The 12,948-nt window shown below is 65.7% G+C and carries 11 protein-coding genes; 5 read left to right on the forward strand and 6 right to left on the reverse strand.

Going from position 1 to position 12,948, the window contains the following annotated elements:
* Positions 1–61 precede the first annotated feature (61 nt).
* Entirely contained in the window at positions 62–1,081 is a 1,020-nt protein-coding gene (locus AC07OC_RS22080; protein ID WP_494602241.1) for a zinc-binding alcohol dehydrogenase family protein, read from the forward strand.
* A 130-nt stretch (positions 1,082–1,211) separates the two neighbouring features.
* Complete coding sequence (locus tag AC07OC_RS22085) at positions 1,212–1,625, forward strand: VOC family protein (RefSeq protein WP_218341384.1); 414 nt, start codon at positions 1,212–1,214, stop codon at positions 1,623–1,625.
* A gap of 106 nt (positions 1,626–1,731) precedes the next feature.
* Here AC07OC_RS22085 and AC07OC_RS22090 read toward each other — a convergent pair whose 3' ends face one another.
* Entirely contained in the window at positions 1,732–2,709 is a 978-nt protein-coding gene (locus AC07OC_RS22090) for a Bug family tripartite tricarboxylate transporter substrate binding protein (protein WP_218341383.1), read from the reverse strand.
* A 206-nt stretch (positions 2,710–2,915) separates the two neighbouring features.
* Entirely contained in the window at positions 2,916–3,923 is a 1,008-nt protein-coding gene (locus AC07OC_RS22095; RefSeq protein WP_218341382.1) for a fumarylacetoacetate hydrolase family protein, read from the reverse strand.
* Between the two features lie 103 nt (positions 3,924–4,026).
* On the opposite strand from AC07OC_RS22095, the gene AC07OC_RS22100 reads away from it, so the two are divergent.
* From AC07OC_RS22100 to AC07OC_RS22110, 3 genes are all read left to right on the forward strand, one after another.
* Positions 4,027–4,809 carry an IclR family transcriptional regulator gene (locus AC07OC_RS22100; RefSeq protein ID WP_218297295.1) on the forward strand — a complete coding sequence of 261 codons (783 nt, stop codon included), beginning with the start codon at positions 4,027–4,029 and terminating at the stop codon, positions 4,807–4,809.
* A 27-nt stretch (positions 4,810–4,836) separates the two neighbouring features.
* Positions 4,837–5,997, forward strand: a complete 1,161-nt coding sequence (locus tag AC07OC_RS22105; RefSeq protein WP_218341381.1) for a DUF3108 domain-containing protein — start codon at positions 4,837–4,839, stop codon at positions 5,995–5,997.
* A 332-nt stretch (positions 5,998–6,329) separates the two neighbouring features.
* A complete protein-coding gene (locus AC07OC_RS22110; RefSeq protein ID WP_010462989.1) occupies positions 6,330–6,629 on the forward strand; it encodes a BTH_I0359 family protein in 300 nt (99 codons plus the stop codon).
* Between the two features lie 66 nt (positions 6,630–6,695).
* On the opposite strand, the gene AC07OC_RS22115 is transcribed toward AC07OC_RS22110, so the two are convergent.
* The 4 genes from AC07OC_RS22115 to AC07OC_RS22130 form a co-directional block, all read right to left on the reverse strand.
* The gene (locus tag AC07OC_RS22115) at positions 6,696–9,125 is read right to left on the reverse strand and encodes a tetratricopeptide repeat protein (RefSeq protein WP_218341380.1); all 2,430 of its coding nucleotides are present in this window, start codon (positions 9,123–9,125) and stop codon (positions 6,696–6,698) included.
* A gap of 239 nt (positions 9,126–9,364) precedes the next feature.
* Positions 9,365–10,423, reverse strand: coding sequence for an AbrB family transcriptional regulator (locus tag AC07OC_RS22120; RefSeq protein ID WP_218341379.1), 1,059 nt, complete (start codon positions 10,421–10,423; stop codon positions 9,365–9,367).
* A 161-nt stretch (positions 10,424–10,584) separates the two neighbouring features.
* Complete coding sequence (locus AC07OC_RS22125; RefSeq protein ID WP_218341378.1) at positions 10,585–11,535, reverse strand: UDP-glucuronic acid decarboxylase family protein; 951 nt, start codon at positions 11,533–11,535, stop codon at positions 10,585–10,587.
* On the reverse strand, positions 11,532–12,932 hold the full coding sequence (locus tag AC07OC_RS22130; protein WP_218341377.1) for a UDP-glucose dehydrogenase family protein: 1,401 nt from the start codon (positions 12,930–12,932) through the stop codon (positions 11,532–11,534). The genes AC07OC_RS22125 and AC07OC_RS22130 overlap by 4 nt, the downstream gene beginning before the upstream one ends.
* Positions 12,933–12,948: the final 16 nt, after the last annotated feature.

Genomic DNA, 12,948 nt, shown 5'->3' on the forward strand with positions numbered 1-12,948 from the left:
CTGGCCGCCACCGCATGGACCGCTCTTTTTCCACCTCACTTTTCTGCAAGGACACACCACCATGAAAGCCATTGGCTACCAGGCCCCCCGCGCCATCGACCACCCCGCATCGCTGCTCGACATCACCCTGCCCGACCCCGTGGCCACCGGCCGCGATCTGCTCGTGGAAGTGCATGCCGTTTCCGTGAACCCCGTGGACACCAAGGTGCGCAAGGGCAGCGGCCCCGCCGAGGGCCAGGCGTACAAGGTGCTGGGCTGGGACGCCAGCGGCATCGTGCGCGCGGTGGGGCCCGACGTGACGCTCTTCGCGCCCGGCGACCGCGTCTGGTACGCGGGCTCCATCGCACGCCCTGGCACCAACAGCGAACTGCACCTGGTGGACGAGCGCATCGTGGGCCACGCCCCCCAATCGCTGGACTTTGCCGAGGCCGCCGCGCTGCCGTTGACCACCATCACCGCGTGGGAGCTGCTGTTCGACCGCCTGGGCGTGGTGCCCGGCAAGCAGCCCACCAACAAGACATTGCTCATCATCGGCGCGAGCGGGGGCGTGGGCTCTATCCTCACGCAGCTGGCGGCGCGGCTCACCAGCCTCACGATCATCGGCACCGCATCGCGCCCCGAAACGCGGCAATGGGTGCGCGACCTGGGCGCCCACCACGTGATCGACCACAGCAAGCCCCTGACGCAGGAGCTGGCCCGCATCGGCCACCCCTCGGTGGACATCATCGTGAGCCTCACGCAGACCGACGCGCACTTCGACCAGATCGTCGAGGCCATCGCGCCGCAGGGCCAGTTCGCGCTGATCGACGACCCGGTGTCGCTCGACGTGACGAAGTTCAAGCGCAAGTCGGTGTCGGTGCACTGGGAGCTGATGTTCACCCGCGCGCTCTTCGGCACCGCCGACATGATCGGCCAGCACCGGCTGCTGACCGAGGTGGCGCAGCTGGTGGATGCGGGGCTGATCCGCACCACGCTGGACCAACGGTTTGGCACCATCAATGCCGAGAATCTGAAGCGCGCGCATGCGCTCATCGAGAGCGGCAAGGCGCGGGGCAAGCTGGTGCTGGAGGGATGGGCCTGAAGAACTGCGGGCCACGCAGGGGGGCGCAGCACCATCCGCGCGGCAGATTGTGTGCCGGGTTGAAAAACACTGTATTTACAAACAGTATTTCAGGTATAAAACAGGGCACCACAACCCGAGGAGACCTCCCATGCTGGACCACATGACCTTCCGCGTCACCGACATCGCCCGCACCAAGGCGTTCTACACCGCAGTCCTCACGCCTTTGGGCTACAGCCTGTGTTTTGAAGGCAACTACGGCTCCAACATGCTGGGCTATGCCTACCCGGCTCCGTCCGAGCCCGACGGCAAGAAGGCGGATGTGTGGTTCATCGACGGCCCCTCGCCCTACGGCGGCCCGCCCGCCAGCACGGGCTGCCACCTGGCGTGGCGGGCCGCCACGCGGGCCCAGGTCGATGCCTTCTACCGCGCCGCCATCGAAGCCGGGGGCCAAGACAACGGAGCCCCCGGCCTGCGGCCCGACTACCACCCCCACTACTACGGCGCGTTTGTCATCGACCCCGAGGGCAACAACATCGAGGCGGTGTGCCACCTGCCTGAATAGTGGATGGGCCTGCTGGGGCCAGCGGCCTGCCAGGCTGAAGGGGTGGAGGGGCCTGCCAAAGTCAGGCCACCCAGTGCACCGTTCCGTGCACCGAGGTGCTGAGGGATCAGTCCAGCTTCACGCCCGCCGCCTTGATGATCTCGCCCCAGCGCTTGGACTCGGCCCGTGCCATGGCGCGGAACTGCTCGGGCGTACCGGGCAGGGCTTCCATGCCGAAGTCGTTCATGCGCTTGACCACGGCGGGGTTGAGCAGGGCCTTGTTCAGGTCGCCGTTCAGGCGCGCCGTGATCGCAGCGGGCAGACCGGCGGGCGCCAGGATGCCCTGGAACGCAAACACCTCGGTGTTGGGCACACCGGCTTCGGCCAGCGTGGGCACGTCGGGCAGCGCGGCCACGCGCTTGGCCGAGCCGATGGCCAGCGCGCGCACCTTGCCCGAGGTGATCACGGGCAGGCCGGCGGCCAGGTCCAGGAACATGCAGGGCACCTGCCCGCCCATCACGTCCTGCAGCGCGGGCGCCGCGCCCCGGTAGGGGATGTGCGTGAGGAAGGTCTTGGTGCGGTTCTTGAACATCTCCATCGCCAGGTGGTGTGGTGAGCCGTTGCCGGGCGATGCGTAGTTGAGCTTGCCGGGGTTGGCGCGCGCGTAGGCCAGGAATTCCTTCAACGTCTTCGCTTCGAACGCCGGGTGCACCACCAGCGCCAGCGGAAAGCGGCTGATGCCCCCCACGTAGGTGAAGTCCTTCTCGGGATTGAACGGCAGCTTGGTGAACAGGTGCTCGTTGTAGGCCAGCACGGCGTTGTCGGCCGACATGAAGGTGTTGCCGTCGGGCTTGGCCGTGGCCACCAGCTGCGCGCCGATGTTGGTGGACGCGCCGGGACGGTTGTCCACGATGATCTGCTGGCCCAGGGTCTGGCGCATGGCCTCGGCCACGGTGCGCGCCAGCACGTCGGTGCCGCCGCCGGCCGGGTACGGCACCACCCAGCGCAAGGGCTGGTCGGGCCACGCGGACTGGGCGGCGGCCCAGGGGGCGGCGGAGGTGGCGCCTGCGGCGGCCAGGGCGGTCAAGAGGGTTCTGCGGTGCATGGGGCTGTCTCCTTTTACTATTTAATTGATAGCTGCTTGCGCTTATATATCAAGCGCTAGAGGCCATTTTGGCTTAAAAATCTCTATGCCACACGTTCAGCGCACGGCGCATGAAACGGGCACATCCTCAGGCCAGTGCCACCGTGGAACTGGCTCCGCCAGGCCACTGGTGGCGTCCCCCTGAGGGGGAAGGCGCCGAAGGCGACTCAGGGGGCTGCAATGGTCTGGTCGATCGCGCCGAAGATGCTGGCGCCGTCCTTGCCCTTGATCTCGATGCGGATGGTGTCGCCGAACTTCATGAATTCGGTGCTGGGCTTGCCGTCCTGGATGGTCTCGATGCAGCGCTTTTCAGCGATGCAGCTGTAGCCCTTGGGCCATTCGGTGCGGCCGCTGGCGTCGGTCACGCCCTTGTTGCTCACGGTGCCGCTGCCGATGATGGAACCGGCGCGCAGGTTGCGCGTCTTGGCCACGTGGGCGATCAGCTGGCCGAAGTGGAAGGTCATCTCGGGGCCGGCGTCGCACATGCCGACCTTGCGGCCGTTCCAGGTGGACTGCACCGTGAGGTTCACGCGGCCATGGTCCCAGGCGTCGCCCAGTTCGTCCAGCGTCACGGCCACGGGGCCAAAGGCGGTGGCGGGCTTGCTCTGGAAGAAACCGAAGCCCTTGGCCAGCTCGGCGGGGATCAGGTTGCGCAGGCTCACGTCGTTGGCGATCATCACCAGGCGGATGCCGTCCAGCGCCTGGTCGGCGGTGGCGCCCATCTTCACGTCACCGGTCACCACGGCGATCTCGGCCTCGAAGTCGATGCCCATGGCTTCGCTGGGCACCACCACATCGTCGCAAGGGCCGATGAAGTCGTCGCTGCCGCCCTGGTACATCAGGGGGTCGGTATAGAAGCTTTCGGGCACCTCGGAGTTGCGCGCTTTTCGCACCAGTTCGACGTGGTTGATGTAGGCCGAACCGTCCGCCCACTGGTAGGCGCGGGGCAGCGGGGCCATGCATTGGGCGGGGTCGAAGGGAAAGGCGTGGCGCGCGCGGCCGCTGTTGAGCTGGTCGTACAGGTCCTGCAGCTGGGGCGACAGGAAGCCCCAGTCATCCAGCACCTGCTGGAGCTTGCTGGCGATGCCGGTCGCATAATGGGCTGTGCCCAGGTCGCGGGAGACGACAACCAGTTGGCCGTCGCGCGAGCCGTCTTTGTAGGTAGCGAGTTTCATGGTGGCAGGACCTTTGTCTCAAGGGGTTGAAAGTCTTCACCCAGCACGAATTACGCTTGGGTAAATTGATTTAACTAAACAAAACTCGCAAATTTTAGTGCACATGGACAAAGAACGTGCAGGAATTCAATCGGTCGAGGTGGGTTTTGCCCTGCTGGAGGGGCTGACACGCTCGCGCGGACCGCTGATGCTCAAGGATGTGGCGGCCTCGGCCGGCATGAGCGCGGCCAAGGCGCACCGGTATCTGGTGAGCTTTCAGCGCCTGGGCCTGGTCACGCAGGACAGCCGCACCGCGCGCTACGACCTGGGGCCCGCCGCCCTCAAGCTGGGGCTGGCCTCGCTGGCCCGGCTCGATGCCGTGCGCCTGGCGCGCGAGCGCATGCCCGAGCTCATGGAAAGCATCGGCCACACCTTGGCGCTGGCCGTGTGGGGCAACCACGGCCCGACCATCGTGCACTGGGAGGAATCGCCCCAGGCCGTGACCGCCAACCTGCGCCTGGGCGACGTGATGCCGCTGCTCTCGTCCGCCACCGGCCGCTGCTTTGCGGCGCACATGGCGCCCGACGTGGTGGCTCCGCTGCTCAAGGACGAGCTGGCCCGCGCCGTGAAGATGCGCCGCACCGACCTGCCCTCCACCATGGCCGAGGTGAACGCACTGCTGGCGGAGGTGCGCACGCGCGGCGCGGCCCGCGTGGTGGACACCCTTCTGCCCGGCATCGTGGCGTTCTGCGCACCGGTGTTCGACGCGGACGGCCATCTGGAGCTGGGCATCACCACGCTGGGCTCCATCGCCACCTTCGACCCGGAATGGGACGGCGCCATCGACGTTCCGCTGCGCGCTGCCGCCGCCCAGCTGTCGAGCGACCTGGGCGCCGGCAGCGCCTGACGCCCCCTCCTGCACGCATCGCTGTAGATGCCACGGCGCGCCCTGGTTCTCATCACCGCCCTGGTACTGGCCCTGCACTGGCTGGTGCTGACAGGGGTGCCCCTGGCATGGGACAGCCCCCAGCAGCCAGCGGCGGGCCGCGTCTTCAGCACGCGCGGCGTGGCAGCCCCGCCGCCCGCGCCCGCCCCCACCGCGACTCCAGTGGCCGCGCCCACGCCAACGCCGCCTGCGGCCAAGCCCGTGGTGCGCAGGAAACCTGCGCCGCCCGCCCCCTCCCCGGCCGCGGCAGATCCGCCGGTTGCGGCGCCCGGGGCCTCCGCGCAGGTGGCGGGTGCAGAGGCCAGCGCAAACGCCGCCACCGCCGCGCCAGCCGCCGACGTTGCCACGCCAGACGCGGCCACCCCGGCATCAGCCCCCCAGGCCGAGGCACCGGCACCAGCGGCTTCGGCACCGCCTGCGGAAGAAACCACCACCACCACCGCCGCCGGAATCGACATCGCGCCCCCGGGCTCCGGCACAGCACGCAGCGCGGGTGCCCCGCCGCCGCCCGTGCGCATTCCGGCCCCCACGCGGCTGGCGTTCGACGTGAGCGGGCAGGCCAAGAAGTTCGCGTACAACGCCCGCGCCGAGCTGCTCTGGCAGCACGACGGCAGCCGCTACGAAGCACGCCAGGAGGTCAGCGCCTTCCTGGTGGGCAGCCGCATACAGCGCAGCGTGGGCGCCATCACGGCCCAGGGCCTGCTGCCCGAGAAGTTTTCCGACAAATCCCGCAGCGAGCAGGCCGCGCATTTCGACCATGCCAAGGGCCGGGTGACCTTCAGCGCCAACACACCCGAGGCCGCCGTCGGCCCGGGCGCACAGGACAGGCTGAGCCTGTTCATCCAGCTGGGTGCCATGCTGGCGGCCGACCCGGGCCGCTTCGTGCCCGGCACGCAGGTCACCATCACCACCGTGAGCGCCCGTACCGCAGACCGCTGGACCTTCACCGTCGAAGGCCCGGAAACGCTGGACCTGCCCGCCGGCCCCACCCCCGCCCTGAAGCTGCTGCGCCTGCCCCGCAAGGACTACGACCAGAAGGCCGAGCTCTGGGTGGCCCCCGCCCTCAACTACCTGCCCGTGCGCATCAAGCTGACCCAGGCCAACGGCGACTTCGCCGACCTGCTGCTGCGCAGCAGTGGCGCGCCGTGAGGCGTGGTCGCGGCAGGCCGGTTGAAACTGGTCTGCGCAAGAGGGAAGACGGCACAGCAGGCGGCTGCGGCGCCCACTCCTGCATCAAAGTGTTGCGCCCGAGCGCCACCCGAGCTCCGGACCGGTAAAAAACCCCCGGAAGCCCGGCCGCACCGCTTTTTCATGAAATACTGGAACGCAGCAGAGAGCCAAGCCCAGAGCGGGCTTCCCCCTGATCACCGATCCGTAGGACAAGGCGTTACGACCTTGCCAGCGTTTCCCGGAAGCTGCCTTGGGCCTTGAACTCTGCGAACCCGCTGTCATCTGACATCTATATCGACAAGGGGAACACGATGCACATGCTCTACGACTCAGAATCCTTCGTGGTGGTCCACATGCTGCCCGACGCCGTGGAGAAAAAGAGCACCCAGGCGCTCAACGACACCGCCCCCGCCGTTCCCCAGCTCGCACGCCATGGCTTTGAAATCGTGGACAAGCGTTCGGGCAAAGAGGTGTACCTGGACGGCTCCTGGGCCGAGATGTTCCAGGAGCAGATCCTGGCCTGGCAGCGCGACACCCCCACGCAGGAAGAAGTGGAAGACGCGCTGGACCGCTATGCGGGGCTGGCGCAGAACCCGGTGGTGGTGCACTGATCCAGAGCGGAAGCCCGCATCAAGATCCCAACATAGCTCGCGCCCAGAAGCGCTGGGCGGCTTTGCCTATACCTCGATCACTTCGGGCGGCAGCCCCTTCCTTTTTCTCTCATACATTGCCACATAGGCAGCCTCGATATCGCGGGCAAATTGCCGAGCATTGAACAGGGAAGAACGGGTTTTTTGCGCGTTCAATTTGTCGCGTAGCGCTTGCAAGCGTGCAAGATCACAGGCAAGCGTGATCGCCAAGGCCTCATATTCGGCCACACTGCGCGTCACTAGTTCTGGCAGGCCCACGGCCTGCAGCAAACTGGCCGCCACGCGCGCAGCAAAGGATTCACCCAGGCGGGTGAGTACCGGCAGTCCCGCCCACAACGCATCGCTCGCGGTCGTATGGGCGTTGTACGGCAAGGTGTCTAGAAAGAGGCCAGCCAGACGGTGGCGCGCCAGATGCAGATCCAGTGGCATACGCTGCGCAAACACCAGCCTTTCTGCGGCAACTCCCCGTGCCTGGGCCTCACGCCGCAGGTTCCCCACCACGGCCGGGTTGTCCTCGTACAGCCAGAGGACGCTGCCCGGCACAGCTTGCAGGATGCGCATCCAGCTGTCAAAGACCGAAGGAAGAATTTTGTAATTGTTGTTGAAGCAACAGAAAACAAACCCCGTAGAGGGCAACCCGACCTCCTCGCGAGTGAATATCCTGTCGCTGATCGTTCGTTTCGAGTCGTTGACCTGGTAGCTGTGCGGCAAGTAGGCCAACTTCTCTGTGAAATACGCCTGAGCTTCGGGAGGGACGACCACCTTGTCTGCAATCACGTAGTCCATATAGCCCGCCCCCGTGGTGCCAGGGTATCCCAGATAGCTGACTTGGATGGGCGCACAACGGTGGGCAAAAATGCCGAACCGGTTGTCCGTGGTGAAGCCCTTGAGATCGATGGCAATGTCAATGCCCAACTCCCTCGACAGGCGGGCAATGTCGATATCTCCCTGATCGCGCACGTCGACAAAGTGGTCAAAGCTTGCCGCCAAGCGCTCGCGCATCGCATCCTGGGAATGAGGTCCAAACGAGAACGCAAACCACTCGAAGCGATCGCGGTCATGGGCCTCAAAAAGCTCCGCCATCAGATACGCAGTGGCGTGGCCATGAAAATCGGCAGAGTAGTAGCCAACGCGAATTTTTGCTTCTCGCCGGCCTGTATGGGTAGGCCCCAGGTCCATGGCTTGCGGAAAGTCGAACTCAACGCGAATCTGCGCCGCACGCTTATGCAATTCCGGAGTGTCAAACAGAGCGAGCGCCACAAAGGGCTGTACGGTCAATTCCCCCGCTCGAAGACTCCGATCACATCGCTCGAGGTCACTGGACAGGTGCGCCCAATCGCAGGTTTTAAGTCTGCTGTTCACTAGGTAGCCCAGCAAATACTTGACGTCTGGTTTTGCGTCGTACACCGCCAGATAGTCGGCAACGGCGTCTTCGTGCTGGCCGAACCGGGTACGCAGGTTCGCACGGTTGTAGTAGAGATCTGGCGCCTCGGCGGCCAACCGGATGGCCTCGTCATAGACGGCCATCGACTCCGCGTACCTCCCGGCGCTTGTCAAGGAAAGTGCCAGCAGCGACAGGATTTCCACATCTTCGGGCTGCAGTTGGGCTGCGGTCTTCAGCGACTGCGCCGCCTTTGAAAACTCGGACGCGGAGTATTGCGCTCGCGCCAGATTCTTGTAGGCCTGGACATATTTTTCGTCCGCGTGGATCGCGGCCTGAAAGTGTGCAATAGCCTGGTCCCGCTGTTCTCTCTGCGCCAGGATGACACCCTTGCCATTGTGGGCTGCGGCATGCCCCGGCTGCAAAGCAATTAGCTTGTCGAAACACCCCAAGGCGTCCTCTGAGCGGCCTGCTTCGGCATGCAAGGTCGCCATGTTCTGACATGCATCAACATGGCGGCCGTCCAACGCAAAGGCCTGCTCATAACATTGCAGCGCTTCTCCCAGGTGCCCCAGATGGCGCAGGGCATTGCCCTTGTTGTTGTAGGCGGCAGCCAGCCTGGGTTGAAGGCCAATGGCCCTGTCGTAGCTTTCGATGGCTTCCTCTGTGCGCGAGAGTTCCGCCAGGATCTTGCCGCGGTTGACATACGCTTCTGCAAAATCAGGACGCAGGGCAATGGCCTTCCCAAAATGAGCCAAAGCTTCTTCACTACGCTTCAGGGCGCTCAGCGCGAGCCCACGGTTGACATAGGGCGCGGGGTCCTGGGGAGAGATGTCAATGGCTTGTCCAATCAGGTCGCAGGCGGCTTCATGGTGACCAGTCTGATATGCCAATACACCGAGCATGTGCAGCGCGCCAGTGTTGCGTGAGTCGGTCTGCAAGATGGTGTTGTATGCCTGATTCGCCTGGGCCAGATGCCCCAGCCGGTGCAGGCGCATGGCTTGCTCCAGCAATGCTGCATGCTGCGCCTTGGTCGTGCGGGGCGGACGGCCACCGAGGTTGTAGTGGATACTCATGGTCGAAGGAAGGCCACCGTTCACGGTGGCGTCAGTACACGGGGGCAAGACACCCAGCCGAAAGACAATGGGGGTGCTGGAGCTGGCATAGCAGATGCGCACGCACCAACAACCGACTGCGGCTATCATAAATCGGTTGGCTCATTGCCCATTCTGATGCTGACCGCCAAGAACCAGCCCCACTCTCACCAGGCAACTGCCGGCCATGGCATGGCCCGACTGAAGTTTTCAATCCTCTTTCAGCTCGCTGCCGGGTATATCCGCCGGTACAGCGGGTCCACCAGCATCAGCACCGCGATCAGCCGGCACACCTGGAACGCCGTGACGACCGGCACGCCCAGCTGCAGCACCTTGGCGGTGATGGCCATCTCGGTGATGCCTCCGGGCGAGGTCCCCAGCAGCAGGGTGACCCAGGGCAGACCTGTCGCCCAGGCCAGCGAGGCCGCGAACAACGCGCACACCCCCATGAGCACCAGGGTGCCCACCGCCACCGACACGAGCCAGCGCGGCGCCGTGTGCAGAAAATCCGCACGAAAGCGGACCCCCAGGCTCACGCCGATGACCAGTTGCGCCGCATTCACCATCGCCTGGGGCACGGCGGACAGGGTGATGCCTGCCATGGTGAGCCCCATGGACACCAGCATCGCGCCCATGAACCACGGGTTCGCCCGGCCCAGCCTGTCCATCAGCAGGGCCCCGGCCCCCGTCAGCAGCGCCATCAGCGCCAGACCGGGTGCGCTCACCACCCGGGCCGTGGGCGGCAGGATGTCCAGGCCATGCAGTCCGCTCCATTGCAGCGCGAAAGGGATCGTGACCGTGACGATCAGCAACCGCAGGCTGTGGCTGGCCGCCACGAGGTCGGTGCGGGCGTTCTCGCGTTCGGACAGCAGGGTCATTTCGGATGCCGCACCGATGGCCCCCGAGAAGTAGCTCGTGGCCCGCAGCATCGGCGCAGGCACCCCGTGCATGCGCGGCGCATGCACCCTGTACAGCCAGGCGCCAAACAGCCAGCCCAGGAACAGCGCCCACACGATGCCCAGCGCGATGGCCCACCAGAGCCCGCCAATCAGTCCCACGACCTGGGGCGTGAAGTACAGGCCCAAGGCGGCGCCAATGGTCCACTGCCCCGCATTGCGCAAGGGCCCCCAGCTTTCCGTGGGCCCGCCAGCGATGGACACCACCGAAGTGGCCAGCAGCGGGCCGATCATCCAGGGCAGCGGGGTGTGAAGGGCTGCGCAGCCGATCGCGCAAGCCAGAGCGAGCAACAGGGTCAGGAGGATACGGAGAAACAGATTCATGGCAGCGGGGGCTCGGTATCGGCATCGGAAAGGACCAAACCCCGGCGGGCACCATACCCGCACCTCCTGCCCCTCGACATGTTCCAAATGGAACGGGGGGCATCGCGGAATGGCACAGCGGGGGCGGATGCCAGACACGCGCTGGCTCCGCCTCCCGGGGCTCAGCCGGCGTCCGCCTCCTTGAAATAGGCAATGGTCCGGCGCAAGCCCGCGTCAATGTCGACGCGGGGGGCCCACCCCCCCAGCAGCTGGCGCGCCAGCGAAATGTCGGGCTGCCGCTGCCGGGGATCGTCTCCCGGGAGCGGGTGGTAGGTGATCCGCGCGGACGAGCCCGTCCCTGCGAGGATTTTCTGCGCGAGTTCCAGGACGGTGAACTCCCCTGGATTGCCCAGATTGACCGGTCCCGCCACCTCGTCCGGCGTGGCCATCATGCGCACCAGGGCTTCCACGAGGTCATCCACGTAGCAGAAGCTGCGGGTCTGCGTCCCCGCCCCGTAAACGGTCAGATCCGCCCCGCGCAGCGCCTGGATGATGAAGTTGGAGACCACCCGGCCGTCATCCGGACGCATGCGCGGGCCATAGGTATTGAACAGCCGCACGACCTTGGTGCGCACGCCATGCTGGCGCCGGTAGTCGAAGAACAGGGTCTCCGCGCAGCGCTTGCCCTCGTCGTAGCAGGCCCGCACACCGATGGGATTGACGTTGCCCCAATAGGACTCAGGCTGCGGATGCACGCCGGGGTCGCCATACACCTCGCTCGTCGAGGCCTGAAGAATCACGGCATGGCACTTGCGGGCCAGCTCCAGCAGATTCATGGCACCCAGCACGCTGGTGCGCAGGGTCCGCAGCGGATCGGACTGGTAGTGCACGGGCGACGCGGGGCAGGCCAGGTTGTAGATCTCGTCCACTTCGGCATCTAGGGCCTGGACGACGTCGTGGCAAAGCACACGAAACCGCGGCGAGGCCAGGAGGTGGGCGATGTTCTTTTCCAAGCCGGTGGAGAAGTCGTCCACGCACAGCACCGCATGGCCATCCTTCAGCAGGCGCTCGCACAGATGGGAGCCAAGAAAGCCAGCGCCTCCCGTGACCAGGATTTTTTTTTCCGTCGTCATGCTGCCATGGCCCCGAGTGCATCCGCAGCGCTGCGGCCCACGGTCAGATAGTCGAACCCCAGGGCCCGCATGGAGCGCGGCTCGTACAGATTGCGCCCGTCCACGACAAGGGGCTGCCGCAGGGCCGCCCGCAGGGCATCGAAATTGGGACTGCGAAACACCTGCCATTCGGTCACGATCAGCAAGGCGTCTGCACCGCGCGCGGCGTCAATGGGATCCTGGGCATAGCTGATGTGCTCGAGCAGTTCGGGCCGGTCGCGCAGATCCTCCTCCATGCAACGGCGGGCCTCCTGCATGGCCACCGGATCGAAGACCCGAAGCACCGCCCCGCGCTCCAGCAATTCACGGACCAGCACCCGGCTGGAAGCCTCGCGCATGTCATCGGTATTGGGCTTGAAGGCAAGCCCCCACACCGCCAGCCGACGGCCGGAAAGATCCGGTCCGAGCCGCTGGGCGAGCTTGTCCACCAGCAGCCGCTTCTGTCTATCGTTGACCTGTGCCACCGCCGCGAGCAATCGCAGCGGCAGCCCGACCTCCTCGCCCATGCGCTGCAACGCAGTCACATCCTTGGGAAAGCAGCTGCCGCCATAGCCCACGCCCGGGTAAAGAAAGCTCTCACCAATGCGCGGATCCGCGCCGATACCCACGCGCACGGGTTCGATGTCCACACCCAGCCGGTCGGCCAGGTTGGCCATCTCGTTCATGAAACTGATGCGCGTGGCCAGCATGGCGTTCGCCGCATACTTGGTGAACTCGGCACTGCGCCGGTCCATGCAGATGACGCGGTCGTGGCCATGCCCGAACGGGCGGTACAACTCACGCATGAGGTTGCCGGCCCGCAGCTCCTGCGGCGTGTCGCCGCAGCCGAGAATGATGCGGTCGGGCCGCATGAAGTCCTCGATCGCGCTGCCTTCCTTGAGGAATTCTGGATTGGACACCACGGCGTAGCCAGGGGCCGGGTCCGCGCCTTCCCCGCGTCGCGCCAGCGTGGCGGCGACAGCACGGCGCACCGCTTCGCCCGTGCCGACGGGCACCGTCGACTTGTTGACGATGACCTTGAAGCCCGTCATGTGCGTGGCAATGGCACCAGCCACATCGAATACATGGCGCAGATCCGCACTGCCGTCCTCCGCAGAAGGAGTGCCCACCGCGATGAACTGAACATCCCCGTGGGCCACTCCGCGCGCCATGTCGGTGGAGAACCCCAGCCGGCCCGCGCGGGAGTTGCTGACGACCAGCTCCTGCAGCCCGGGCTCGTAGATGGGCACTTCTCCGCGCTGAAGGGCTGCAATCTTGTCGGCATCCGTGTCGATGCACAGGACATCATTGCCCAGTTCCGCAAGGCACACCCCGGTGACAAGCCCCACATAACCGGTTCCGAACAGGGTGAGATTCATTTTTGGAGTCAGAGCA

The sequence above is a fragment of the Acidovorax sp. GW821-FHT10E04 genome (assembly GCF_059415185.1).

What these genes read in the sequence shown, in the direction of transcription:
- AC07OC_RS22115 (WP_218341380.1), bottom strand. Translation starts at nt 9,125, where the DNA reads ATGAGTATCCACTACAACCTCGGTGGCCGTCCGCCCCGCACGACCAAG.
- AC07OC_RS22090 (WP_218341383.1), bottom strand. Translation starts at nt 2,709, where the DNA reads ATGCACCGCAGAACCCTCTTGACCGCCCTGGCCGCCGCAGGCGCCACC.
- AC07OC_RS22105 (WP_218341381.1), top strand. Translation starts at nt 4,837, where the DNA reads ATGCCACGGCGCGCCCTGGTTCTCATCACCGCCCTGGTACTGGCCCTG.
- AC07OC_RS22095 (WP_218341382.1), bottom strand. Translation starts at nt 3,923, where the DNA reads ATGAAACTCGCTACCTACAAAGACGGCTCGCGCGACGGCCAACTGGTT.
- AC07OC_RS22080 (WP_494602241.1), top strand. Translation starts at nt 62, where the DNA reads ATGAAAGCCATTGGCTACCAGGCCCCCCGCGCCATCGACCACCCCGCA.
- AC07OC_RS22085 (WP_218341384.1), top strand. Translation starts at nt 1,212, where the DNA reads ATGCTGGACCACATGACCTTCCGCGTCACCGACATCGCCCGCACCAAG.
- AC07OC_RS22110 (WP_010462989.1), top strand. Translation starts at nt 6,330, where the DNA reads ATGCACATGCTCTACGACTCAGAATCCTTCGTGGTGGTCCACATGCTG.
- AC07OC_RS22125 (WP_218341378.1), bottom strand. Translation starts at nt 11,535, where the DNA reads ATGACGACGGAAAAAAAAATCCTGGTCACGGGAGGCGCTGGCTTTCTT.
- AC07OC_RS22130 (WP_218341377.1), bottom strand. Translation starts at nt 12,932, where the DNA reads ATGAATCTCACCCTGTTCGGAACCGGTTATGTGGGGCTTGTCACCGGG.
- AC07OC_RS22100 (WP_218297295.1), top strand. Translation starts at nt 4,027, where the DNA reads ATGGACAAAGAACGTGCAGGAATTCAATCGGTCGAGGTGGGTTTTGCC.
- AC07OC_RS22120 (WP_218341379.1), bottom strand. Translation starts at nt 10,423, where the DNA reads ATGAATCTGTTTCTCCGTATCCTCCTGACCCTGTTGCTCGCTCTGGCT.